Source organism: Luteimonas kalidii, from assembly GCF_029887935.1.
GTDB classification, from domain to species: Bacteria; Pseudomonadota; Gammaproteobacteria; order Xanthomonadales; family Xanthomonadaceae; genus Luteimonas; species Luteimonas kalidii.
The window spans coordinates 120,319-144,000 of the sequence record NZ_JARXRO010000011.1 but is presented as its reverse complement, the minus strand read 5'-3'; the positions used below and the strand labels follow the sequence as shown (position 1 = coordinate 144,000).

The 23,682-nt window shown below is 71.7% G+C and carries 19 protein-coding genes and 1 tRNA gene; 4 read left to right on the top strand and 16 right to left on the bottom strand.

Annotation, left to right across the window (positions count from 1 at the left end):
• Positions 1-16 precede the first annotated feature (16 nt).
• Together QFW81_RS04005 and QFW81_RS04000 are read right to left on the bottom strand one after the other, a co-directional pair.
• Positions 17-1,582, bottom strand: coding sequence for a hypothetical protein (locus QFW81_RS04005; protein ID WP_280577277.1), 1,566 nt, complete (start codon positions 1,580-1,582; stop codon positions 17-19).
• Between the two features lie 143 nt (positions 1,583-1,725).
• Entirely contained in the window at positions 1,726-3,924 is a 2,199-nt protein-coding gene (locus QFW81_RS04000) for a RelA/SpoT family protein (RefSeq protein ID WP_425603968.1), read from the bottom strand.
• A 50-nt stretch (positions 3,925-3,974) separates the two neighbouring features.
• Here QFW81_RS04000 and QFW81_RS03995 point away from each other — a divergent pair, with 50 nt between their 5' ends.
• A complete protein-coding gene (locus tag QFW81_RS03995; RefSeq protein WP_280577275.1) occupies positions 3,975-4,484 on the top strand; it encodes a hypothetical protein in 510 nt (169 codons plus the stop codon).
• 98 nt (positions 4,485-4,582) lie between these two features.
• On the opposite strand, the gene QFW81_RS03990 is transcribed toward QFW81_RS03995, so the two are convergent.
• Positions 4,583-8,788 carry a DUF3418 domain-containing protein gene (locus tag QFW81_RS03990; RefSeq protein ID WP_280577273.1) on the bottom strand — a complete coding sequence of 1,402 codons (4,206 nt, stop codon included), beginning with the start codon at positions 8,786-8,788 and terminating at the stop codon, positions 4,583-4,585.
• A gap of 85 nt (positions 8,789-8,873) precedes the next feature.
• Here QFW81_RS03990 and QFW81_RS03985 point away from each other — a divergent pair, with 85 nt between their 5' ends.
• The 3 genes from QFW81_RS03985 to QFW81_RS03975 all read left to right on the top strand — a co-directional run bounded on the left by QFW81_RS03985 (position 8,874) and on the right by QFW81_RS03975 (position 11,695).
• On the top strand, positions 8,874-9,464 hold the full coding sequence (locus QFW81_RS03985; RefSeq protein WP_280577272.1) for a Dps family protein: 591 nt from the start codon (positions 8,874-8,876) through the stop codon (positions 9,462-9,464).
• Positions 9,465-9,588: 124 nt separating this feature from the next.
• Entirely contained in the window at positions 9,589-11,391 is a 1,803-nt protein-coding gene (gene recQ, locus QFW81_RS03980) for a DNA helicase RecQ (protein WP_280577271.1), read from the top strand.
• A gap of 228 nt (positions 11,392-11,619) precedes the next feature.
• Positions 11,620-11,695: transfer RNA gene (locus QFW81_RS03975), tRNA-Lys, on the top strand.
• Positions 11,696-11,734: 39 nt separating this feature from the next.
• Here the strand turns inward: QFW81_RS03975 and QFW81_RS03970 are convergent.
• From QFW81_RS03970 to QFW81_RS03910, 13 genes are all read right to left on the bottom strand, one after another.
• Positions 11,735-12,298, bottom strand: coding sequence for a manganese efflux pump MntP (locus QFW81_RS03970; RefSeq protein ID WP_280577270.1), 564 nt, complete (start codon positions 12,296-12,298; stop codon positions 11,735-11,737).
• Positions 12,299-12,663: 365 nt separating this feature from the next.
• Positions 12,664-13,332: a 7-cyano-7-deazaguanine synthase QueC gene (queC, locus tag QFW81_RS03965; RefSeq protein WP_280577269.1), complete on the bottom strand. Its 669-nt coding sequence runs from the start codon at positions 13,330-13,332 to the stop codon at positions 12,664-12,666.
• A gap of 162 nt (positions 13,333-13,494) precedes the next feature.
• Positions 13,495-14,175 carry a 7-carboxy-7-deazaguanine synthase QueE gene (gene queE, locus QFW81_RS03960; protein WP_280577268.1) on the bottom strand — a complete coding sequence of 227 codons (681 nt, stop codon included), beginning with the start codon at positions 14,173-14,175 and terminating at the stop codon, positions 13,495-13,497.
• 2 nt (positions 14,176-14,177) lie between these two features.
• A complete protein-coding gene (gene ybgF / locus QFW81_RS03955) occupies positions 14,178-14,984 on the bottom strand; it encodes a tol-pal system protein YbgF (protein WP_280577267.1) in 807 nt (268 codons plus the stop codon).
• A 9-nt stretch (positions 14,985-14,993) separates the two neighbouring features.
• Positions 14,994-15,470: a peptidoglycan-associated lipoprotein Pal gene (gene pal, locus QFW81_RS03950; RefSeq protein WP_425603973.1), complete on the bottom strand. Its 477-nt coding sequence runs from the start codon at positions 15,468-15,470 to the stop codon at positions 14,994-14,996.
• A gap of 115 nt (positions 15,471-15,585) precedes the next feature.
• Entirely contained in the window at positions 15,586-16,905 is a 1,320-nt protein-coding gene (tolB, locus tag QFW81_RS03945) for a Tol-Pal system beta propeller repeat protein TolB (RefSeq protein WP_280577265.1), read from the bottom strand.
• A 414-nt stretch (positions 16,906-17,319) separates the two neighbouring features.
• On the bottom strand, positions 17,320-18,306 hold the full coding sequence (locus QFW81_RS03940) for a TonB C-terminal domain-containing protein (RefSeq protein WP_280577264.1): 987 nt from the start codon (positions 18,304-18,306) through the stop codon (positions 17,320-17,322).
• Entirely contained in the window at positions 18,296-18,739 is a 444-nt protein-coding gene (locus tag QFW81_RS03935; protein ID WP_280577263.1) for an ExbD/TolR family protein, read from the bottom strand. The genes QFW81_RS03940 and QFW81_RS03935 overlap by 11 nt, the downstream gene beginning before the upstream one ends.
• 12 nt (positions 18,740-18,751) lie before the next feature.
• Positions 18,752-19,543 (bottom strand): protein TolQ, encoded by a 792-nt coding sequence (tolQ, locus tag QFW81_RS03930; RefSeq protein WP_280577262.1) that lies wholly within the window; start codon positions 19,541-19,543, stop codon positions 18,752-18,754.
• Positions 19,540-19,998 carry a tol-pal system-associated acyl-CoA thioesterase gene (ybgC, locus tag QFW81_RS03925; protein WP_280577261.1) on the bottom strand — a complete coding sequence of 153 codons (459 nt, stop codon included), beginning with the start codon at positions 19,996-19,998 and terminating at the stop codon, positions 19,540-19,542. The genes tolQ and ybgC overlap by 4 nt, the downstream gene beginning before the upstream one ends.
• Positions 19,999-20,047: 49 nt before the next feature.
• The gene (gene ruvB / locus QFW81_RS03920; RefSeq protein ID WP_280577260.1) at positions 20,048-21,085 is read right to left on the bottom strand and encodes a Holliday junction branch migration DNA helicase RuvB; all 1,038 of its coding nucleotides are present in this window, start codon (positions 21,083-21,085) and stop codon (positions 20,048-20,050) included.
• 150 nt (positions 21,086-21,235) lie between these two features.
• Positions 21,236-22,240, bottom strand: a complete 1,005-nt coding sequence (locus tag QFW81_RS03915) for an LLM class flavin-dependent oxidoreductase (protein ID WP_280577259.1) — start codon at positions 22,238-22,240, stop codon at positions 21,236-21,238.
• Between the two features lie 78 nt (positions 22,241-22,318).
• On the bottom strand, positions 22,319-23,608 hold the full coding sequence (locus QFW81_RS03910; RefSeq protein ID WP_280577258.1) for a diguanylate cyclase: 1,290 nt from the start codon (positions 23,606-23,608) through the stop codon (positions 22,319-22,321).
• Positions 23,609-23,682 lie beyond the last annotated feature (74 nt).

The following is a 23,682-nucleotide window of genomic DNA, read 5'->3' as shown; positions in this document are numbered from 1 at the left end:
GCCTGCATGCCTAGCGCTATCCGCGCGAGGCGACGCGCAGGCGGCGCTGGAACTCCTCGATCCCGGGCGCACGTGGATCGATCGCACGCGCGGACGCCAGCGCCGCCGAGGCCGCATCCAGCTGGCCCGCGCCCAGGCGCTCATCGCCGATCGCGAGCCAGCGCTGTGCGAGCCGGCGCCGGTCGCCCGTCATCGCGCTGGCGCTCTCTCCGAGCGCCTCGCGCGCGTCGAGGCAGCGGCGCGCACGCGCGAGGTCGTTGGCGCTCAGCTGGCGTTCGAAGCAGGCGCGCGCCGAAGGCAGCAGGCGTGCCACCGCCCGCTGCACGTTCGCGTCGCGCGGCGCGATGGCCTGTGCGGCACGCAGGCGGTCGTAGGCACTGTCGCCGGGCGGCGTGAGCAGGTCTCCGCGCGCCTCGGCCTCGGCCGCCTGGCGCAGCAGGCCGGGCACGCGGTCGGCACGGTCGGGGCGGGCACTGCTCGCCTGCAGCTGGGCGTGCCGCTGGCGGGCCCGCTCCAGCGCGGACTGCGCGGACGCGACCGCGGCCGCATCCGGCGCAAGTGCGCGCGCACGGGCCAGGATCGCATCGGCCTCGGCGAAGCGGAAGTCCGCGCCCTGCCGCTGCGCCTGCCTCGCCAGCGCGGCGGCGGCCTGCTGCAGGCCGTCGCGGGCGCCGGCATCGTCGGGATCGAACTGCTGCAGGCGCCGCCAGGTGGCGACCGCGGCATCGATCCGTCCACCGGCGAGATCGACCGCGGCCCGGCGGCGCAGCGCATCGAGCTCCTCGGTGAGGCGGGCCTCCGTGTCGGGAAGGTCGACGTGGCCGGGATCGTAGCCACGCGCAGCGGCGATGCCGGTGGCAGCAGCCTGCAGGTCGCCCTGGCGCAGGTCGGTGCGCGCCTGCTGGAGGAGGGCCGCGAGCGCATCGTCGCGGCCGCGCAAGGCATCGGCGCGGCCGGGATCGAGCGCCAGCACCCGTGCGTAGAGCGGCAACGCCGCACTGTCGTCTCCATGCAGGCGGCCGGCGGCGCGCGCGGATTCGGCCTGTAAGACCAGGCCGTCCAGGCCGGCGAGCGTGGCTTCGCGTCCGCGCAACCGACCGGCGACGGCATCGGCGCGCTCGCGCGGGATCGACAGCTCCCGCGCCAGTCGCAGGTGCGCATGGGCGTCGGCGAACCGTCCAGCGTCGACCGACGCCGACGCCTGCGCGAGCGCGGCGTCGGCGACCCGGGCCAGCCCGGCGCGTGGCGCAAGCTGGTCGGGATCGATCGCGCGCGCGGCCTCGTACAGTTCGCGCGCGCCGCTGCCGTCCGGCGCGGACAGGTGCCCGTGCGCGAGCGCAGCGGCGGCATCGTCCGTCAGTGCGTGCACGCGGGCTTCGGGCCACATGCGTTCGGCGAGCGGATCGCGCAGCAGGGCGGCGGTGGCCGCCAGCGCCGCCGCCACGGCCAGCGCGATGATCCAGCGCTGCGGGCGCGTCGCCGGCCGGACGGGTGGCCGTTCGCCCGGTGGTCCCGCGCGTGCGTCCAGCCGCAGCCCGCGCAGGTCGCCGACCACGGGTTCCCGTCGGCCGCGCGGCCGCACGCTGCTTTCCACCGAAGTGCGCTCCCGGTCCACCGGTGCAGCTTACGGATCGCGGCTGAATGCACCGGTGAAACGTCGGATCCGGACGCGCACCCGGGTACCGGTCGCTCCCGATGCGGAATGGCCGGGACCGCGGCGCGACCTCACTCGCGCCGCGCGTGCTCCACGCCTGCCAGGCCGTCGATCCGCGCCAGCAGCCGCGACAGCTGGTCGTAACCGTCGACCCGCAGCTGCAGGTGCAGTCGCACCCGGCCGTGGGGCCCGGCATCGCTGCGCACCGCGAGCACGTGCGCGTCCTCCTGCGCGATCAGGGTGGTCACGTCCTTGAGCAGGTGCTTGCGATCGATCGCGTCGACCACCGCGGTGGCTTCGTGCAGGCCGCCCTGGCGGCCCCAGTCCACCGGCAGCACGCGCTGCGGCTGGGCCGCGGCCAGGCGCAGGAACGCGCCGCAGTCGGCGCGGTGCACGCTGACCCCCCGGCTGCGGGTGAGATAGCCGGCGATCGTCTCGCCCGGCAGCGGATGGCAGCAGCGCGCGATCTGCACCAGCAGGTTGCCCACCCCGACCACGGTCACGCCAGGCCCCGCCGACTTCGGCGCACGCCGGGGCTGGCGCGGCACCATCGTGGTCGATGCCGGCGCCTCTTCGGGCCGGGCCTGCGCGCGCTCGTGCTCCTGCAGCGCGCGCCCCACCTGGTGCGGACCGACGTCGCCAAGCGCCACCAGCACCAGCAGTTCGTCGACCGCGGCGACGTTGAACTTCGCCAGCACCGGCTGCAGTTCGGCCTGCAGCAGGCCCATGCGCCGCAATTCGCGGTCGAGCATCTCGCGGCCGGCCTGCAGGTTGCGTTCGCGGTCGAGCCGGTGGAACCAGGTGCGCACCTTTTCCCGCGCGCGCGGGCTGGCGAGGAACCCGTTGGCGGCGACCAGCCAGTCGCGGCGCGGCTCGGGTTCCTTGGCGGTGAGGATCTCGACCCGGTCGCCGCTGTGCAGCCTGTGGTCGAGCGGCACGATGCGTCCGTCGACCTTCGCCCCGCGGCAGCGGTGCCCGACCATCGTGTGCACGTGGTAGGCGAAATCCAGGGGGGTCGCGCCGCGCGGCAGGTCGACCACCTCGCCGGCCGGAGTCAGCACGTAGATGCGGTCCTCGACCAGCTCGGTGTCGAATCCGCCGGCGAGCGCCGCATCGCCCTCGCCCTCGCCGTGCGATTCCAGCAGCCGCCGCATCCACTCGATCTTGCGCTCCAGCGCCGCGTTGCCGGTCGCCGAACGCTGACTCGCGCCCCGCCCCGCGTAGGCATCCTCCTTGTAGCGCCAGTGCGCGGCCACGCCCAGTTCGGCCTGCTCGTGCATCTCGCGGGTGCGGATCTGCACCTCGAGCGTCTTGCCCTCCGGTCCCATCACCGCCGTGTGCAGCGAACGGTAGTCGTTGTGCTTGGGCCGGGCGATGTAGTCGTCGAACTCGCCCGGCACCGGCGCCCACAGCGCGTGCACCACACCGAGCGCGGCATAGCAGGCGGGAATGTCGTCGACCAGCACGCGCACCGCGCGCAGGTCGTAGAGCTCGCCGATCGGCACGTCCTTCTTCCGCATCTTCTTCCAGATGCTGTAGATGTGCTTGGGCCGGCCGGCGATGTCGGCCTGCAGCCCCTGCGCGCGCAGGGCGCGATCCAGCTCGCGCGTGACCTGGCCGATGTAGCGCTCGCGGCCGGCGCGCTTGTCGTCGAGCAGCGCGGCGATGCGCCGGTAGGTATCCGGTTCGAGGTGGCGGAAGGCGAGGTCTTCCAGCTCCCACTTCAGCTGCCAGATGCCCAGGCGGTTGGCCAGCGGCGCGTGGATGTCGCGCGTCAGCCGGGCGAGCGCGCGGCGCTCGTCCTCCGGCAGCGAGGCCGCCTGGCGCATCCGCGCCAGCTGGCGCGCCAGCAGGATCGGCACCACCCTCAGATCCCGCACGATCGCCAGCAGCAGCCGCCGCAGGCCTTCGGTGTTGCCCGCGGCGGGACGCTCGGCATGCAGGGTCCAGACCTGGCTGGCCGCGCGCTGGCCTTCGAGCAGCACGGCGACTGCGGCGTGCTTCGGCGGAAGTGCCGGCTCGACGCGTTCGGCCAGGGCGGGCAGTTCGAACAGCAGCGCGGCGGCGAGCGAATCGCCGTCGGCGCCGAGCAGCGCAAGCGAGTCGAGCGTGTCGCCGAGGACCGAAGGCGCCGGAATGGACGATGCCGGGTCCGCCTCCGCCGCGGCCCGCCGCAGCGCCTCGCGCAGCGCGGGCGCGATCGCGGTGGCCGCGGGCGTGGCGAGCCAGTGGTCGAGGCCGTGGGGGGCGGCAGCGGGCACGCACGTCATCCGCGTGGAAGAAGTCCTACACTAGCCGTGTCGCGCCACGAGGAACAACCATGCACCTGCTTCGCCCCCTGCTGCTTGCCGTCCTGCTCGCCCTGCCTGCACTGGCCTCCGCGCAGCAGGCACCACCGATCGAACAGGCCATGAGCGCCGACGAGTTCCGCGCCGCCGGCCTGGACAAGCTGAGTCCGGAGGAGCTGGCGCGCCTGAACACCTGGCTCGACCGCAGCGTGCAGCAACGCACCACCGCCGCGGTCGCCGCGGCGACCGAGCAGGCGCGCGAGGAAGGGCGTCGCGAGGTGGTGGAGAAGAACCGTGGCTTCTTCCACTTCAATTCCGACGAGCCGATCGTCGCCGCCATCGACGGCGAGTTCACCGGCTTCGGCAACCGCAGGCGCTATCGGCTTGACAACGGCCAGGTGTGGGAACAGACCGACGCGGCTTCGCTTGCCGGTGTCCGGGTGAGCAATCCGAAGGTCCGCATCCGCCCCGGCCTGCTCGGCGTGTGGTGGATGAAGATCGACGGCTACAACACCCAGGCCAAGGTGCAGCGCGTCGAGTGAGTCCACGACGGCACGCGACGGTCCGAAGCGTCCACCGCCTGGCGCCTGCGGCCCGCGACGCCGGTGCCGTCCACCCAGGCAGCGGGCCGGTCTTCCCGCTACCCGTCGCGTAAGGCGACGATCCGGGACATCAGCTTCTTCGCCGTCGGCGCGCCGCGGGCGACGAGTTCCTGGGCGAAGACCGATACGCGCACTTCCTCCAGGTCCCAGCGCAGGGCTTCGCGCGCGGACGCGTCGCCGAGGCCTGCGGCCTCCACCTCCGCCAGCGCATCCACGAGCGGCTTCAGGTCTAGCATGCGCTGCTGGTCGCGCAGCGGGTCGCGCTGGGCACGTTCGGCGCGCACCGAGAGCGCCTTCAGGTAGCGGGGATACGCCTCGAGCGCCGCCGAAGGCACATCGCGCAGGAACCCCGGATGCGCCAGCGCCGCGAGCTGCGCCTGCATGTCGTCGAGGTTCGCGCGCGCCCAGCCGACCAGCCGTGATTCCAGTTTCGCGCGCACCTCTGCCACCAGCGCGAGGATCGCCTCGGCTTGCCCGAGCCGCTGCATGGCCTCTCCGAACAGCGCGCGGCCGGCGGCGTCGCGCCGCTGCGCGAACGCGTCCGCATCGCGTATCCCGCCCAGGCCGTCGGCCAGCAGCGCGGACAGTGCACCGTCGACCAGGTCCGCGCGCAGGCGATCGCCGCCGCCGGGCGCGCGCGCCACCGCGCCGGCGGATTCGATCGCCGCGTACAGTAGCGCGGTCTTCGGCGCGACCGGCAGCTGCCGCCGCGCCTGCTTCACCCGCTCCAGCATGGCGATGACGAGCAACCGGCGCACGCCGCCCGGATGCAGCCGGCGCGCCTGCGCGGGATCGGCATGCACCGCGAGCGAGGCACTGTCGCCGTCGTCCTGCAGCGCGGGGTACGCGGGCACGCCACCGGCGCCGGGCACCGACTCCGGAATCGGCGCCGCCGGGAACTCCCGCAACCCGGACTGCGCCAGCCCTTCGGCCGCACGCGCCGAAAACGCCTGCGCCGCGCGCGCGCCGAACGTGGCGCGCAGTTGGTCGAGGTCGCGCGATTCGGCCAGCACCTGTCCGTCACCACGACCGCGCACGTCCACCAGGCGCAGGTTGGCGCGCAGGTGAGGCTCCAGCGCCGCCTCATCGAAGTCCGATGCCGTGACCTCCACCCCGGTCATGCGGCGCAGGAAGCGCGCCAGGGTCGCGGCGAACGCGTCCGGTTCGCCGGCCCCGTGGGCCTGCGCGAACGCGGCGGCGAAGTCCGGTGCCGGCACGAAGTTGCGTCGCAGCGCCTTGGGCAACCCGCGGATCAGCGCGGTCGCCTTGTCGGCGACGAAGCCGGGCGCCAGCCACGACAGGCGCACCGGATCGAGCGCATTGAGCAGGTGCAGCGGCACCGACACGGTCATGCCGTCGTCCACCGCGCCCGGCTCGAAGCGGTAGCGCACCGCCAGGCGCGCCTCGCCCAGCGCGATGAAGGCGGGAAAGCGCACCGCGTCCGCGCCCTCGCCCATCAGCAGCTCGTCGCGCGTCCACTCCAGCGCGCGCTTCGCGTCCGTCGGCGCCTTCGCGTACCAGGCGTCGAGCGAGCGCGCGTCGACGATCTCCGAGGGCAGGCGTCCTGCGTACCACTGCCGCATCCAGTCCTCGTCCACCACCAGTCCGGCGCGGCGCTGCTTCGCCTCTTCCTCGCGCGCGGCCTCGAGTGCGGCCAGGTTGCGCGCCAGGAACGGACTGCGCAGGTTGATCTCGCCCGCCACCAGGCCATCGCGCAGGAACAGGTCGCGCGCCTCGCCCGGATACAGGCGGCCGTAGTCCACCGGCTTCTTCGGCGCCAGCACCAGGCCGAACAGGCTGACCTGCTCGCTGCCCAGGACCCGTCCCTGCGCGCGCGACCAGCGTGGGTCGTGGTGACGGCGGGCCACCAGGTGCGGCAGTTCCGCGATCGCCCACTCGGGCTCCACCGCGGCATTGGTGATCGCCCACACTTTCTCGGTGTCGAGCAGCGTCGCCGACAGCACCCACGGCGGCGGCTTGCGCGCCAGGGTCGAGCCGGGGAACAGCTGGAAGCGGCGGCCGCGCGGGCCCTCGTACACGCCGCGCTCGCCCAGGTGCCCGAGCTGGGCGGGCAGGCCCGCGATCAGCGCGCGGTGCAGCGCGACGTAGGTGCGTGGCGGCAAGCTGGCGGTGGAGGCGCCCGGCAGGTCGGAGGCGGCTCCGGACGCGGGGTGGACGGCGGCTTTTCCGCGACGGTCCCCGCCCGCCGGTGCGTTCCGGGGAAGTGTCGACTCTTGCCCCGCGACGTCCTGCGCACGGGCTTCCCGGCCGCGTCCGTGCCCCGCATCGGGCCAGAGGTCCTCGCACTGCAGCTTGAGCTGGCGGTGCAGTTCGCGCCATTCGCGCATGCGCAGGAAGCCGAGGAAGTGCCGTTCGCACCACTTGCGCAACTGCGACTGGGTCATGTCCTCGTGCGCCACGCGATACGCCTCCCACAACCTCAGGATGCCGGCGAATTCGGACTTCGGGTCGGCGAACAGCGCGTGCGCATTGTCTGCCGCAGCGCGCTGGTCGGGCGGACGCTCGCGCGGATCCTGGATGCCGAGGAAGGCGGCGATCGCCAGCATCTCGTGCAGGCAGCCGTGGCCCTGCGCCGCGACCAGCATCCTCGCCAGCTTCACGTCGACCGGCAGCCGGGCCATGGTGCGGCCGACCTCGGTGAGGGCGCGGCGGGCATCGATCGCGCCGAGTTCGACCAGCTGCTGCCACCCGTCGGCGATCGCACGCGGATCGGGCGGCTCGACGAACGGGAACTCGGCGATGACATCCGCACCCGGCGCCGCGTCGCGCGTCCGGCCGCCACGCCTCCTACGCCCACCAGGTTCCCCGGTCTCGCCCAATCCAAGCGACAGCATGCGCAGGATCACGCCCGCCAGCGCAGCACGCCGGATCTCCGGATCGGTATAGGCCGGCCGCGCCAGGAAGTCGGCTTCCGAATACAGGCGGATGCAGGTGCCCGGGGCGACCCGCCCGCAGCGGCCCTTGCGCTGCTCGGCGCTGGCCTGGGACACCGGTTCGATGTGCAGCCGGTCGAGCTTCTGCCGTGGGCTGTAGCGCTTGACCCGGGCCAGCCCCGGGTCGACCACGTAGTGGATGCGCGGCACGGTCAGCGAGGTCTCGGCGACATTGGTGGCGAGCACGATGCGCCGCTGCGGGCCGGGGTTGAACACCCGGTCCTGTTCCCTCGCCGACAGCCGCGCGTACAGCGGCACCACCTCGGTATGCCGGTACTTGCGCCGCTCCAGCGCCTGGTGGGCGTCGCGGATCTCGCGCTCGCCGGGCAGGAACACCAGCACATCGCCGGTGCCGCGCTCGCGCATGATCTCGTCGCAGGCAGCGACGATGCCGTCGAGCACGGACACCGGTCCCGCCTCCTCCTGGCTGCGCGCGCGGGAGGCCGCACCGTCGCCGCGTCCGGGCGTCGCGTCCGCGCCGGGCGCCGATGCATCACCCTCCAGCGGCCGGTAGCGCACTTCGACCGGGTAGCCGCGCCCCTCGACGTCCACCACCGGCGCGTCGCCGAAGTGCTGCGAGAAGCGCGCGGTGTCGATCGTGGCCGAGGTGACGATCAGCCTGAGGTCGGGCCGCCGCGGCAGCAGCCGCTTGAGGTACCCGAGCAGGAAATCGATGTTGAGGCTGCGCTCGTGCGCCTCGTCGATGATGATGGTGTCGTAGCGCGAGAGCCAGCGGTCGCTGGCGATCTCGGCCAGCAGGATGCCGTCGGTCATGAACTTGACCGCGGTCCGTTCGCCCACGGCGTCGTTGAACCGGACCTGGAACCCGACCAGCCCGCCCATCGGCACCGACAGTTCCTCGGCCACGCGCCGCGCCACCGCGCGCGCGGCGATCCGGCGCGGCTGGGTGCAGCCGATCATCCCGGCCACGCCCCGCCCCGCCTGCAGGCACAGCTTCGGCAGCTGGGTGGTCTTGCCCGAACCCGTCTCGCCGGCCACGACCACCACCTGGTGGGCGCGCAACAGGTCGACGATGCGGTCGGCATGCGCGGCGATCGGCAGTTCGGGCGCCACCGCCACGGCGGGAATGCGCGCGGCGGCCGACTCGCGTCCCTGCACGGAGGCCTGCAGTGCTGCGGCGAACGCCTCCTGCGCACCCGGCCGCGCCGGATCGGCCTTCCAGCGCGTCCACAGGCCCAGCAGCCGGCCGCGGTCGCGGGTGAGCGCGCCGTCGATCGCCCGTCGCGCCTGCATTAACGCTGCCGTCGCGGTGGCCTGCCTAGACTCCATTCGCGCCCTCGCAGCGGCGAAGGCGGTTCGCATTCCGGTTCAACATCGGCGTATTGTCGCCAAATTCCCACACCCCGAGGCCATCATGTCCAAGAGCAAGCCCGCCAAGTCCGCCCGCCCCGCGAAGGCGGCGCGATCGAAGGATGCCAAACCCGCCCAGACCATCACGCCGACGGCCTCGCCCGCCGCAGGCGCGGGCCCTGCGATCGACATCGGCATCTCCGACAAGGATCGGCGCCAGATCGCGAAGGAACTGTCCAAGTTCCTGGCCGACGCCTACACCCTGTACCTGAAGACCCACAATTTCCACTGGAACGTGACCGGGCCGATGTTCAACGCCCTGCACAACATGTTCGAGGCGCAGTACACCGAGCAGTGGAACGCGCTCGACGATGTGGCCGAGCGGATCCGCGCGCTGGGCTACAACGCACCCGGCTCGTACGCCGAATTCATGCAGCTCACGTCCATCCGCGAGGAACCCGGCGCCACCGAGGCCCCGGACTGGCGCGAGATGGTGCGGCAGCTGGTGGTCGGCAACGAGGCGGTGTGCCGCAGCGCGCGCAAGGCCATCGACGTGGCCGACGACGGCGACGACGAGCCGACCGAGGACCTGCTGATCCAGCGCCTGCAGACCCACGAGAAGTACGCCTGGATGCTGCGCTCGCTGCTGCAGTGACCCGTGGCGCGGCAGGAGCCCGCCACCAGGCGGGGTTCCTGCCGCTCTGCATGCGGCGTGATCCGACCGCGCCCCGCGGTCTTTTCCGACCGCCGCGCCTGACCATGCCGGTATCCTGTCCGGCATGACGTCCCAGCCAGAATCCCTGCTCGAACGCGTGTTCGGGCATCGCGCGTTCCGCGGCGAACAGGGCGAGATCGTGCGCCATGTGACCGCGGGCCACGATGCCCTCGTGCTGATGCCCACCGGCGGCGGCAAGTCGCTGTGCTACCAGCTTCCGGCCCTGCTGCGCGAGGGCACGGCGATCATCGTCTCGCCCCTGATCGCGCTGATGCAGGACCAGGTCGACGCGCTGTGCCAGCTCGGCGTGCGCGCGGCGTGCCTGAATTCCACCCTCGACGCGGCCCAGGCGCAGTCGGTCGAACGCCAGCTGCTGGACGGCACCCTGGACCTGCTCTACGTCGCCCCCGAGCGGCTGCTGACGCCGCGATTCCTGTCCCTGATGGAACGCGCGCGGCTGGCCTTGTTCGCGATCGACGAGGCCCACTGCGTGTCGCAGTGGGGCCATGATTTCCGTCCCGAGTACCGCGAACTGACCGTGCTGCACGAGCGCTGGCCGCAGGTGCCGCGCATCGCCCTGACCGCCACCGCCGATCCGCCCACCCAGCGCGAGATCGCCGAACGGCTGCAGCTGCAGGACGCGCGCCGCTTCGTCACTTCGTTCGACCGCCCCAACATCCGCTACACCGTGGTCCAGAAGGACAACGCCAAGCGCCAGTTGCTCGACTTCGTGCAGGGCCATCGCGGCCAGGCGGGCATCGTCTACTGCCTGTCGCGGCGCAAGGTGGAGGAGACCGCGGAGTACCTGGCCGGCCACGGCGTGGATGCGGTGCCCTACCACGCCGGCATGGACGCGCAGCTGCGCGCGGCCAACCAGCGCCGGTTCCTGCGCGGCGAAGGGGTGGTGGTGGTGGCGACGATCGCCTTCGGCATGGGCATCGACAAGCCGGACGTGCGCTTCGTGGCGCACGTCGACCTGCCCAAGTCGATCGAAGGCTACTACCAGGAAACCGGCCGCGCCGGCCGCGACGGCGAGCCCTCGGACGCCTGGATGTGCTACGGCCTGGGCGACCTCGTGCTGCTGCGGCAGATGGTCGAGCAATCCGAGTCCGGCCCCGACCGCAAGCGCCTGGAGCACCGCAAGCTCGATGCCCTGGTCGGCTACTGCGAATCGATGCGCTGCCGCCGGCAGGTGCTGCTCGGCAACTTCGGCGATACCTATCCTGACGCCTGCGGCAACTGCGACAACTGCCTCTCGCCGCCCGAGGCCTGGGACGCCACCGAGGCCGCGCGCATGGCGCTGAGCTGCGTGTACCGCACCGGCCAGCGCTTCGGCGCCGCGCACCTGATCGACGTGCTGCGCGGCAGCGACAGCGAGCGCGTGCGCCAGTTCGGACACGACCGGCTCAGCGTGCACGGCGTCGGCACCGGCCTGGACGCCCGCACCTGGCGCGGCGTGTTCCGGCAGCTGGTGGCGCACGGGCTGCTGGAAGTGGATGCAGAAGGTCATGGCGGACTGCACCTGTCCGAATCCAGCCGCGCGGTCCTCAAGGGCGAACAGCCGGTGATGCTGCGGCGCGTGGCGGCCCAACGCGACCGCGCTGCGCGCAGCAGGACGGCATCCGCGGTCGACGAGCTCGATCCCGCCGACCAGCCGGTGTTCGAAGCGCTGCGCGAACTGCGCACGCGCCTGGCGCGCGAACAGAACGTGCCGCCCTACGTGATCTTCCACGACAGCACGCTCAGGCAGATCGCCTCGCGACGCCCGGCCGACGAAGGCGAGCTCGCCGGAATCGCCGGCATCGGCGGCGGCAAGCTTGCGCGGTACGGCGCCCTGGTGCTGGACGCGGTGGCGGGCGCGGACTGACGCGCTGACGCGCTGGTGCACCACGCGTAGCACAGTGCCGCAGCGTTGGTGCTCGGCGCGCCGCCGCACCTGCCCGACGCGGCCGTAACCGGCCCCGCGACATCGTGCGGGGATCGCGGCTGGCCACGCGACTGCTAAGGGCCGTCCACATCCCCGGCCCGGGCCAGCGTGGCCCTTGCCGGCCGACAGGGCGGGTGCGGCGCATGCCCTATAATCTTCGGACTGCAGGGGCCGTTAGCTCAGTCGGTAGAGCATCGGACTTTTAATCCGCTGGTCGATGGTTCGAATCCATCACGGCCCACCAGCATCATTCGGGCACCGCTCCGGCACTGCGGTGCGGCCCTCATCCCGCGAACACGTGTTCGTAGACGATCGCCGCGCCGACCAGGATCAGGATCACGCCGCCGGCAATCTCAGCGCGCCGGCCGATGAGCGCGCCCAGCGCGCGTCCGGCCATGACGCCGGCGGTGACCATGGTGAAGGTGCACAGTCCGATCACCAGCGAGACCAGCAGGATGTTCACCTCGATGAAGGCCAGGCCCACGCCCACGGCCATGGCATCGATGCTGGTGGCGAGGCCCGCCAGCGCAATCGCCCACAGTCCTGTGCGCGGAGCGCCTGCGGCGGCCTCCCCCTGGTGCAGCGCCTTCCAGATCATGTGCAGCCCGAGCGCCGAGAGCAGGGCGAACGCGATCCAGTGGTCCCAGTGCTCGATGTAGCGCTCGGCGAACGAGCCCAGTGCCCAGCCGACGATCGGCATGATCGCCTCGACCACGCCGAACACGAGCCCGGTGCGCACCGCATCGTGCCAGCGCGGTCGGAGCATGGCAGCACCCTTGCCGACCGCTGCCGCGAAGGCGTCGGTGGACATGGCCAGGCCGAGCAAGAGGATGGACAGCGGATGCATGCAGCGCCCTGTCGGCCGGGCAGATGGGCGCACAACGGGCGACGCACGCGCCGGCCGACATGGCGTGCATCGCTCGCTGGTCTCGCCAACCGTCAGGTCGCACCCGCCATGGCCGATTCGGGCCAAGCATGTTGACGGGCGGGCGCCCGGAATCACCGGACGCAGGCTACTCCCCAAGGAGATTGCCCGGGTCGTGACGACCCGAGCGCGCAATTATAGCGGCATCGCATGAATACGCCGGATCGCCCGCAGCTCGGCGGCGACTGGACCGCTCACCGCGAGACACTGGTGCGCCTCGGGAATTCCGTGCTCCTGCGCAGCGGCAGCCACAGCCTGCCGCAGGTCCTCGCGGGCAACCGCCCCGATCAGGCCGCGTATCGGGTCGGATCCTCGACGCCGGCGGCGACGAATCCCTCGGCACGCAGGCGGCAGGCGTCGCAATGCCCGCACGCGCGCCCCTCCGCGTCGGCGCGATAGCACGACACCGTGGCGGCGAAGTCCACGCCCAGGCGCAGCCCTTCGCGCACGATCTCCGCCTTGCCCATGTGCAGCAGCGGCGCATGCAGCCGCAGACCCGCGCCTTCCACACCGGCCCTGGTCGCCACATTGGCCAGGCGTTCGAATGCCTCGATGAATTCGGGTCGGCAGTCGGGATAGCCCGAGTAGTCGACCGCGTTGACGCCGCAGAACAGGTCGTTCGCGCCCAGCACCTCGGCCCAACCGAGCGCGAGCGAGAGCATGATGGTGTTGCGCGCCGGAACATAGGTGACCGGGATCCCGGGGCCGCCCGCGTCCGGCACCTCGATGTCGTCGGTGAGCGCCGATCCCCCGAATGCGCGCAGGTCCACATGCACGGTCTTGTGCTCGACGGCGCCTTCCAGCGCGGCAACGCGCGTGGCGGCATCGAGTTCGGAGGTGTGGCGCTGGCCGTAGCGCACGCTCAACGCGTGCGCGGCGAATCCCTGCTCGCGGGCGATGGCCAGCACGACCGCGGAATCCATGCCGCCGGAGAGGAGGACGACTGCTTTTTTCATCGTGGTCGGTAAGCGGAGATCTGTGGAGGGAAGTTGCAAACGGCTGGCAGGCGCCAGGCGGAGACGGGATGCTCAGCGCCGGAAAGACGGGGCCGTTGGCGCCGCGATCCGCAGGTCGCAGGCCGACTCACCCATCACCTGCCACGCATCGCACTCCCGCGCTCATCGTCCCGGCTCGTCGTTCCACAGCAGCTTGTGCAGCTGCAGCTGGAACTTCACCGGTAGCCGGTCTGCCACGATCCAGTCCGCCAGGTCGGTCGCCGACAGTTCGCCCTTGCTCGGCGAGAACAGCACGTCGCAACGCGCGTGCAGCGCGTGCTCGTGCAGCACCTGTCGCGCCCACTCGTAGTCCGCGCGGCTGCAGACGACGAACTTCACCTGGTCGTGCGGGGTGAGCAGCGGCAGGTTCTCCCAGCGGTTGCGCGCCACCTCGCCCGAGCCGGGCGTCTTGATGTCGAGCACGCGCGAGACGCGCGGGTCGACCTCGCCGATATCGATCGCGCCCGAAGTTTCCAGCGAGACCACGTGGCCGGCGTCGCACAGCCGCCGCAGCAGCTGGATGCAGCGCTTCTGCGCCAGCGGCTCGCCGCCGGTCACGCACACGTGGCGGACCCCGTGCCGCGCGACTTCCGCCACGATCGCCTCGATGTCCCACCACTGCCCGCCGTGGAAGGCGTAGGCGGTGTCGCAGTAGGTGCAGCGCAGGGGACATCCGGTCAGGCGCACGAACACCGATGGCCAGCCCGCGTCGCGGGCCTCGCCCTGCAGCGAGCAGAAGATCTCGGTGATGCGGAGCCGGTCCGCCGTCGATGCGGCGGCCGCATCGGGCGCTGCGGCATCCACGGTCAGCGCGTGGCGCGCGCCAGCTGGATCGCGTGCAGTCGATCCTCGGCCGTGCGCGCCGCGTCCGTGCCGGGGAACTGGTTCGCCACCTGGGCCAGGGTAGCCTCCGCGCCGTCGAGGTCGCGCAAGCCGTACTGCGACAGGCCGATCTTCAGCAGCGCGCCCGGCGCCTTGTCGTGCGTCGGATAGCGGGCCACCAGGGCCTGGAACTGGTCCCGGGCCAGCTCGTAGTTCTGGGTCACGTAGTAGCTCTCGCCGAGCCAGTAGCGCGCGTTGGGCGCGTACACGCCCTCGGGATGCATCTGCAGGAAGGTCTGGAACAGCTCCGCCGAGCGGGCATAGTCGCCGGACTTGAGCGCATCGAACGCGGTGTCGTAGGCGCTGCGTTCGTCGGCGCTGTTGGCCAGCAGGCCCGGGTCGCCGTGCACCGTGGGCGGCGTTTCGCCAGCCGCCGCGGCGGCTGGCCCGGTGGGCGCGGGCGCGGCAGACGTGGCGCCAGCCGGATCCGGCAGCGCCGTCCCGCCTCCCTCCAGCCGGTTGAGCCGGCCGTCCAGGTCCAGGTACTGGCTGCGGTTGGTGGAACGCAGCTGCTCGTTCTGCTGCTGCAGTTCCTCGATCTGGGAGCGGAGCGCCTGCACCTCGGAGCGCAATGCGGTCAGCTGGTTGAGCAGGTCGACGTTGCCCTGGTTGTCGGCGGCACGCAGCTCGAGCGCGGCCACGCGGTCGGCCAGGCTGGCCCGCTGGGCGAACGCGGGCGCGGCGGCCACGAGGGCCGCCGCGAACGCGATTGGAACAATGAAAGCGCGCATCAGTGTCGCTTACTTCGCCGTGTAGACGATCTCGACGCGACGGTTGCGGGCCCAGCAATCCTCACCGGAATCGGTGCAGGTCGGACGCTCCTCGCCGTAGCTGACCACGGTCAGCTGCGCGCCGGAACCGCCGTTGGCCTGCAGGGCCGACGACACGGCATTGCCGCGGCGTTCGCCCAGGCCGAGGTTGTACTCGCGGCTGCCGCGCTCGTCGGCGTTGCCTTCCAGGGTGATGCGCGAGGACGGACGGTCACGCAGGTACTTCGCGTGGCAGGCCATCGCGGCCTGGAACTCCGGGCGCAGCGCGTCCTGGTCCAGGTCGAAGTACACGGTGCGCTGGCGCAGGCAGGCATCGGTGTCGAGGTCGGAAGGGCCGTACGCGCCCGGGGTGACCGGGGCGGTATCGGTCACCGGACCGGTGGAGGGTTCGGCGGGCGGTGCTTCCTTGACCTTCTTGGAGCAGGCAGCAGCAGCGGCGACGCACATCACGGCGATCAGGAGGGCCTTGCCGAGCACGGCGGGCTTGTTGGCGTTCATTTCTCGTCGATCCTCAGGGCTTGTTGCGGATGTTCAGGTTGATGGGGCGGATGTGCAGAACATGTCAGCGCTGGGAGCGGTACGGACCCCAGGCCGGCTCGCGTACGTCCCCGTCCGCAAGGACGAGGCGTTGACGTACGCGGCCATCGGCCGAGACAGCATACAGGACGCCCCGGCGCCCTTCACGCGCCGCGTAGAGCAGCATGCTGGCGTTGGGGGCGAAGCTGGGGGACTCGTCGAGCGAGCCAGGGGACAGGGTCGACCAGCGGGGCGATCCCATGCTGCGGTCCATCACCGCGACCCGGTAGGTGTTGCCCGAACCCTGGGCCACGGCGATCTTCTGACCGTCCCAGGAAATGCTCGGATCGGCGTTGTAGCTGCCCTCGAAGGTCACGCGGCTGGCGCCGCCGCCCGAGGCCGACACCTGGTACACCTGCGGCCGGCCGCCGCGGTCGGAGGTGAAGTACAGGCTGTTGCCGTCCGGGCTCCACACCGGCGCGGTGTCGATGCCGAACTGGTTGGTGATCTGGGTCAGCGCCTTGCTGCCCAGGTCCATCACGTAGATCTCGGGGTTGCCGCTGCGCGAAAGCGTCAGCGCCAGGCGCGAGCCGTCGGGCGAGAACGCCGGGCCGCTGTTGATGCCGCGGAAGCTGGACACCAGTTCGCGCCCGCCGGTGGTGATGTCCTGGATGTAGATCGAGGAATTGCCGCGCTCGAAGCTCACGTAGGCCAGCTTGCGGCCGTCCGGGCTCCAGGCCGGCGAGAGCAGCGGCTCGTTGGAACGCACCACGGTCTGCGGGTTGTAGCCGTCCGCATCGGCGACCATCAGCGCGTAGCGGCTGCCCTGCCCCACGCCGGTGGCGGTGACATAGGCGATGCGGGTCCAGAACGCGCCGCGCACGCCCAGGATCTTCTCGTAGATCGCGTCGGCCATCTGGTGGGCGACGTCGCGCATGGCGTTCGAGCGCGCGGTCATCGCCAGCCCCAGCAGGCGCTGTTGCTTGGCCACGTCGAACAGTTCGTACTCGACCCGGTAGCTGCCTTCGGCGGCATCCACAACCCGGCCGACGACCAGGAAGTCCTGCCGCAGCGCGCGCCAGGCCGGATAGTCGACCTCGCCTCCGCTGGTGGGACGGCTGGCCATGTCGCCTTCGGGCAAGGTCCGGAACTGGCCGGAGCGCTCGAGGTCGGCGCGCACCACGGCAGCCACGTCGGTGGTCGGGGCGGTCGCCGACCCCTGATAGGGCATCGGCACGACGGCGATCGGCAGCGCGGAGGCGTTGCCGCCGATGATGTCGATCTCGAGACCCTGTTGCTGGGCCGCCGCGGCGAACGGCAGCAACAGCGCGAGCACGGCGAGCAGGCAACGCTTGGTGAAGCTCATCGGAAGGTTCCTGGCAGGGTTGGACAAGGCGGGCGACAGCTTGGCGGCGAATCGGTGCACGAAGATGAACGGGGGCGGACTCCAGCAGCCGTGTGCCTGTCGTGTCCCCGTCCCGGCAGAGGCGTGCGGCGGGGCGTTGCACCGAGGCTGGCACACCATTTCCCGCGTGCGGGCCGGCGCACCCCGGGCGAGGCGGACGGCAGCGAAGACCCTTGTGCAGCTTGAGGCGGCGGCACCGCTGCCGCGCATCCGGGTGAACATATCCGCCCCGACGTGAAGACTGCGCGGCTGGCTCGCGGCGGCGCGCACGATCGGCCGGTCGCACCCCTTCTCACTTCGCCCTCCGGGGCACGCGCTGGCACTCGGGCTGCGTGCCAGCGCGCGGCTGGCCTGCTGCGCAGACCCGCCCGCGACTCAGCGGTCCTGCGCGGCGAAGTTGAGGATCAGCGTACGCTGGAAGACCGATTCGAAGCCGGCGTAGGGAAGCGGCTGCGCCTTGAGCACCGCGGCTTCGACCGACCGCCGGCCGAGTTCGTCGTAGGGGCAGGAGGGATCGACACGGGCCTCGACCACCTCGCCGCCGGGAATCTGCCGGATCACGATCCGGCAGCGTTGCCCGATCGGCACCGTGTCCGGGCGCGTCCAGTTGCGCAGGATCGCCTCCTGGAGTGCGGCGGCGTAGCGAGCGGCCAGTCCGGTATCGACGCCCTGGTTGCCTGGCGGCGGCGGCGTCGACGAGGCCTGCGCGGCCTGTTGCGAGGCCTGCCGCGCCTCGCGATCGGCGATCTGCTGGATCCGCTGCCGCGCCAGCCGCTGCTCGCGCTCGAGCTGCTCGCGCTCGGCGCGGATCTTCTCGAGCTGCTGCTGCGCCAGGCGCCGCTTCTGCTCGGCTTCCTCCTGGCGCTTGCGTTCGGTCAGGTCGATCTGTTCCTGGCGCCGCTTCTCTTCCTGTTCCCGGTCCACCCGCGCGCGCTCGGCTTCGGCGTCGCGTCGCACCTCTTCCTGGTCGACCGGCGAGGGTTCCGGGACGCGCGCCTGCGGCGTGGGCTGCGGTTCGACCGGGGCGTCTTCCGGCACCGGCTCCGGGATCTGCTGCGGCGGAGGTGGCGCGATCTCGTCCAGCGCGGGCTCAGGCACGGGCTCGACGACGGGCTCGGGCAGCGGCTCGGGTTCGATCGACAATGCGCGCTCCACCGCCTGCCGGTCGGTGCTCGACACGTCCAGCACCGCTTCCATCGACGGCGCGCCGGCCACGCTGATGCGGTCCGGATCCCAGCTCAGCAGCGGCGACAGCAGCAGGATCACCACGACAAGCACGTGCACGACCACGGCCCAGGCGATCGCCCGGCCGAGGCCTTCGTCCTGCGCGGGCGCAGGACGCGGGAAGGCGTCAGCGTGCATCACCGCCCGCGTTGGTCATCAGGCTCACGTTGGAGACGTTGGCCTGGCGTAGCACGTCCATCGCGTCGAGCACGTTCTGGTAGGGCGCATCGCCTTGGGCGGCGACCATCACCCGGAAGTCGCTGCCCTGCTGGCTGCGGATCGGTGCCAGCAACGCGCCCATCTGGTCGGCGTCCACGATCCGCGGGCGGGCATCGCCCGGCAATTGCAGCCCGAGGGTGCCGTCGGGATAGGCGATCACGATCACCGGATCCTCCCGGTCCTGGGTGGAACGCGCCTGCGACGACGGCAGCTTGACGTCGACACTCAGCGTGAGCAGCGGCGCGGTGACCATGAAGATGATCAGCAGCACCAGCATCACGTCGATGTACGGCACGACGTTGATCTCGGACTTGAGCTTGCGCCGCTTGCGGTGGATGAGGTTCCCGGCCATGGCGAACCCCGGTCAGTCCAGCGAACTCTGGCGCTGGAGGATGGTGCTGAACTCCTCGGCGAAGCTCTCGTAGCGCACCGCCAGGCGTTCGACGCGGGTGGTGAAGCGGTTGTAGGCCCAGACCGCGGGAATCGCGACGAACAGGCCGATCGCGGTGGCGAACAGCGCCTCGGAGATGCCCGGCGCGACCGCGGCGATGCCGGTCTGCTCGCCGCTGTTGAGCATGTCGTGCATGGTCACCATGATGCCGAACACGGTGCCGACCAGGCCCACGTAGGGTGCGGTCGAACCGATGTTCGCCAGCAGCTCCAGGTTGCGCTCGAGCAGGTCCACCTCGCGCGTGTAGCTCACCCGCATCGCGCGCTGCGCGCCCTCCAGCTGGGCACGGGCGTCGAAGCCGCGCTTTTCGCGCAGGCGCGCGAACTCGCGGAAACCGGCCTCGAAGATCGCCTCCAGCCCGCTGACGCGGCGGTTGCGGTCGGTCGCCGACGAGTAGAGCTTGCCGAGGTCGGCCCCGGACCAGAACCGGCTCTCGAAGTCGTCGGCCTCGCGGTTGGCGAGCTTGAACACGCGCGCCTTGCGGAAGATGATCACCCAGCTGACCAGCGACCCCACCAGCAGCAGCAGCACGATCAGCTGCACCGGCAGGCTGGCCTTGAGCATCAGGTCGATGTAGTTGATGCCCGAATGCGCGGCCACGGCCGCGGCGTCGGCGCCCTCGGCGAGCGTGGTCGTGGTCGCGGCGGCCTCTTCCGGCAAGGGCTCGATCTGGGTGGCCTGCAGCAGCGTCGCGAGGGGGATCATGCGGGTTCGGCTCCGGGTTCGACGAGTCGGTTCAATTGCTGGTACAGCGGTTCGGGGATGGCGCGCGGGCGAAACGTGCCCGCCTCCAGCGCCGCGCAGCGCACGTCCGCATCCAGCAGGCACTCGTCCCCGCGCAGGATCGACTGCGCGAACACGACGCTGGCATGCCGGCAGCGACGCAGCGACACCGTCACCTGCAGTGCATCGTCCAGCCGCGCGGGTTTGCGGAAATCGATCCGCATCGCCCGCACCGCGAACACCAGCCCGTGCGACAGGCGCAGCGCGTCCTGGCCATAGCCGAGCGCGCGAACCCATTCGGTGCGCGCGCGCTCGAGGAACGCGACGTACTGCGCGTGGTAGACCACACCACCGGCGTCGGTATCTTCCCAGTAGACCCTTGTCGGAAGGCTGAACGGACGGCCGCCCTCGTCCGCTGGCGCGGCAACGCCGCTCAAGCGTGACGCTCCGCAGTGGTCCCGGTGGGAATGTCACGCGCCGTCCGCATCAGAACAGCTGCTCAGGTTCGACGGGCGCGCCGGAATCGCGGCGTGGCTGCAGGCCCAGGTGGCGCCAGGCCTTGACCGTGGCCATGCGCCCGCGCGCGGTGCGCACCAGGAAGCCCTGCTGGATCAGGTAGGGTTCGATCACGTCCTCGAGCGTGCCGCGCTCCTCGCTCAGCGCCGCCGCCAGCGAGTCCACGCCCACGGGGCCACCGTCGAAGTTCTCGATGATCAGGTTGAGCAGGCGGCGGTCGAGCTCGTCGAACCCCTCGGGATCGACCTTGAGCATCTTCATCGCCGCATCGGCGACGCCATGGTCGATGCGCCCGCCCGCCCGCACCTGGGCGTAATCGCGCACGCGGCGCAGCAGCCGGTTGGCGATGCGCGGCGTGCCGCGCGAACGGCGGGCGATTTCGACCGCGCCTTCCTCCGCGCAGTCCACGCCCAGGATGCGTGCGGCCCGGCGCACGATCCGCGCCAGTTCCTCGGCGCTGTAGAACTCCAGCCGCTGGACGATTCCGAAGCGATCGCGCAGCGGCGCGGTCAGCAGGCCGGCGCGGGTGGTGGCGCCGATGAGGGTGAAGGGCGGCAGGTCGATCTTGATCGAACGCGCGGCAGGACCCTCGCCGATCATGATGTCGAGCTGGAAATCCTCCATCGCCGGGTACAGCACTTCCTCGACCACGGGCGAGAGGCGGTGGATCTCGTCGATGAACAGCACGTCGTGCGGCTGCAGGTTGGTCAGCAGCGCGGCCAGGTCGCCGGCCTTCTCGATCACCGGCCCGGAGGTGACGCGCAGGCTCACGCCCAGTTCGTTGGCGATCACGTGGCTGAGCGTGGTCTTGCCAAGGCCGGGTGGGCCGAAGATCAGGACGTGGTCCAGCGCCTCGCCGCGATGCTTCGCGGCCTCGATGTACAGGCCCATCTGCTCGCGCACCGGCTGCTGGCCGAGGTATTCGTCCAGCCGCCGGGGCCGGATGCTGGCCTCGATGGCGTCGTCCTCGCGGGTCGCGTCGGCGCCGATGATGCGGGGGTCTTCCATCGCACTATGGTCGCATGGCGCACGCGACCGCGCACCGCTGGCCCTGCCTCCGTGCGGGGCGGCGGACCGGCCTCCATGACCCTTCCCCTGTCCCTCCGGGCCTGGCTGCGCGTCCGGCCGGGCCATTCCCCCGTCGTGTGGTCCAGTGCGTCAGGCCGGCGCGAATGCGGTGGCAGCCAGGGCGAACGAATGCCGCCGGGCGGCGTGGTCGAAGATGTTGGCCGTGAGCATGAGCTCGTCGGGTCGATGTGTGGCCACGAAGGCGGCGATGCCCTCGCGCACGTCCTGCGCATCGCCGACCACGGCGCAGGCCAGGGCCTGCGCCACCATCGCTTTCTCCTGCGGGGTCCAGAACGCCTCGATGTCGTCGATCGGGGGCGGGATCAGCCCCGGCGTGCCGCGGCGCAGGCGGACGAAACTCTGCTGCTGGGTGGTGAACAGCCGCTGCGCCTCGGCGCGGGTGTCGGCGGCCACCACGTTCAAGGCCAGCATCGCGTGCGGCTGGCGCAGGTGCTTCGAGGGGCGGAAGTCGCGATGGTAGAGCGCCAGCGCCTCGGTCATCGCCGCGGGTGCGAAGTGCGAGGCGAACGCGTACGGCAGCCCGAGCGAGGCCGCCAGCTGCGCGCCGAACAGGCTCGATCCGAGGATCCACACGGGCACGTCGAGCCCCGCGCCCGGCACCGCCTGCACCGGCTGGCCCGGCTGCGCGGGTTCGAAATAGCGCAGCAGCTCCATCACGTCGGACGGGAACGCATCCGCGCCGGCGTAGTAACGGCGTAGCGCGCGCGTGGTGGGCTGGTCGGTGCCCGGAGCCCGCCCCAGCCCGAGGTCGATGCGCCCCGGATACAGCGAGGCCAGGGTGCCGAACTGTTCGGCCACCTGCAGCGGCGCGTGGTTGGGCAGCATCACCCCGCCGGCGCCGACGCGGATGGTCGATGTGCCGCCTGCGATGTGGCCGATCAGCACCGCGGTCGCCGCGCTGGCGATGCCGGGCATGTTGTGGTGTTCGGCCAGCCAGTAGCGCGAATAGCCCAGCGCTTCGGCATGCCGGGCGAGGTCGAGCGAGTTGGCGAAGGACTCGGCGGGGGTGCTGCCCTCGGTGACCGGGGCCAGATCGAGGACGGCGCAGGGAATGCGGGGGGCTTGGGTCGGCATCCATCCGAGGTGGGGGCGCTGCCCGGGATTTCCAGCGCCGGTCCCGGGTGAGGGGGCCGCGCCCGCTCGCCGAGGCGCCTATCCCGAGGCGACGACGCGGTTGCGGCCCCCGGCCTTGGCCAGGTACAGGCGCCGGTCGGCCTCGGCGAGCAGCCGGTGCAGTTCCTCGCCACCGCCGGCCGCGCGGACCCCGATGCTGACGGTCACGCGCACCTCGCCCGCCGGCGTGGACACGCTGAGTTCCTCGATACGCCGGCGCAGCCCGTCGAAGTAATCGTCCAGCGCCTCGCCAGCCAGGTCGGGCACCAGCAGGCAGAACTCCTCGCCGCCGAAACGCGCGACGTGATCCTCGGGACGCGCGTGGGACGACAGCGCGGTGGCGACGGCGCGCAGGGCGTGGTCGCCGGCCTCGTGGCCCCAGCCGTCGTTGATGCGCTTGAAGTGGTCGATGTCCAGGATCGCCATCGCCAGCGACCGCCGCGCCGTGCGCATCTGCGGCACCAGGCGTTCGGCGTGCTCGAGGAAGTGGCGCCGGTTCGGCAGACCGGTGAGAAAGTCGCGCGTGGCCAGGTCCTGCAGGGTGCCGATCAGCTCGAGCTGGTCGACGTTCTGCGACACCCGGCAGAAGAACTCTTCGCGCGAATAGGGCTTGCGCAGGAAATCGTTGGCGCCGCTCTTGAGGAACCGTGCGACGAGATCCGGGTCCTCGCGGCCCGACACGCCGATCACCGCCACCCGGTCGCGCGCACGCAGCGCGCGCAGGCGACGCGTGAGTTCGACGCCCTGCATGCCGGGCATCTCCTGGTCGACCATCGCCAGGCGGATGGTCGGGTCGCGCTCGAGCACGCGCAGCGCCGCCTCGCCGTCCGCGGCCTGGACCACGCGATAGCCGTAGGTTTCCAGCAGCGCGGCCGCGTGCATGCGCGCCGCGGCGGAATCGTCCACCACCAGGGCGGAGATGCGGCGGTTGCGCTCGAGCCGCTTCACCAGCCAGACGATGTAGTCCAGGCTGCCGGGCGTGTTCTTGAGCACGAAGTCGATCACCCGCCGCCGCAGCATGCGTTCGCGCAGGTCCTCGTCGTAGACGCCCGTGACCACCACGGTCGACAGCCCGCGCTCGAGGAAGCAGTTGACCACCTCGTCGCGGTCGCCGTCGGCCAGCACCAGCCCGGTCAGCGCCAGGAACCAGTCGTCATGCCGGGCGAGCAGCGCGCGCGCCTCGGCCAGCGTGGACGCGACCATGACCGGCAGTTCGAGCTTGTGCTCGATCGCCTCCGCCACGGCCCGCACATACGCGCGCGAGTTCTCCACCAGCAGCACGCGCTGCGGCAGGGGCGAACTCGGGACGATCGGCTGGAGCAGGGTCATGCGCTGCGCCTGTGGGCACTCGCAGGACATAGCGGCCGGGCGGACGGGAACTTGAGGCGGATGCACGGCCCCGG

Coding starts and splice junctions, on each gene's coding strand:
- QFW81_RS03970 (WP_280577270.1), bottom strand. CDS start 12,298: ATGCATCCGCTGTCCATCCTCTTGCTCGGCCTGGCCATGTCCACCGAC.
- QFW81_RS03985 (WP_280577272.1), top strand. CDS start 8,874: ATGTCCAAGAGCAAGCCCGCCAAGTCCGCCCGCCCCGCGAAGGCGGCG.
- recQ (WP_280577271.1), top strand. CDS start 9,589: ATGACGTCCCAGCCAGAATCCCTGCTCGAACGCGTGTTCGGGCATCGC.
- tolQ (WP_280577262.1), bottom strand. CDS start 19,543: ATGATCCCCCTCGCGACGCTGCTGCAGGCCACCCAGATCGAGCCCTTG.
- queC (WP_280577269.1), bottom strand. CDS start 13,332: ATGAAAAAAGCAGTCGTCCTCCTCTCCGGCGGCATGGATTCCGCGGTC.
- QFW81_RS04000 (WP_425603968.1), bottom strand. CDS start 3,924: ATGACGTGCGTGCCCGCTGCCGCCCCCCACGGCCTCGACCACTGGCTC.
- QFW81_RS03995 (WP_280577275.1), top strand. CDS start 3,975: ATGCACCTGCTTCGCCCCCTGCTGCTTGCCGTCCTGCTCGCCCTGCCT.
- ybgF (WP_280577267.1), bottom strand. CDS start 14,984: ATGCGCGCTTTCATTGTTCCAATCGCGTTCGCGGCGGCCCTCGTGGCC.
- QFW81_RS03940 (WP_280577264.1), bottom strand. CDS start 18,306: ATGCACGCTGACGCCTTCCCGCGTCCTGCGCCCGCGCAGGACGAAGGC.
- QFW81_RS03915 (WP_280577259.1), bottom strand. CDS start 22,240: ATGCCGACCCAAGCCCCCCGCATTCCCTGCGCCGTCCTCGATCTGGCC.
- QFW81_RS03990 (WP_280577273.1), bottom strand. CDS start 8,788: ATGGAGTCTAGGCAGGCCACCGCGACGGCAGCGTTAATGCAGGCGCGA.
- tolB (WP_280577265.1), bottom strand. CDS start 16,905: ATGAGCTTCACCAAGCGTTGCCTGCTCGCCGTGCTCGCGCTGTTGCTG.
- pal (WP_425603973.1), bottom strand. CDS start 15,470: ATGTGCGTCGCCGCTGCTGCTGCCTGCTCCAAGAAGGTCAAGGAAGCA.
- ruvB (WP_280577260.1), bottom strand. CDS start 21,085: ATGGAAGACCCCCGCATCATCGGCGCCGACGCGACCCGCGAGGACGAC.
- QFW81_RS03910 (WP_280577258.1), bottom strand. CDS start 23,608: ATGACCCTGCTCCAGCCGATCGTCCCGAGTTCGCCCCTGCCGCAGCGC.
- QFW81_RS03935 (WP_280577263.1), bottom strand. CDS start 18,739: ATGGCCGGGAACCTCATCCACCGCAAGCGGCGCAAGCTCAAGTCCGAG.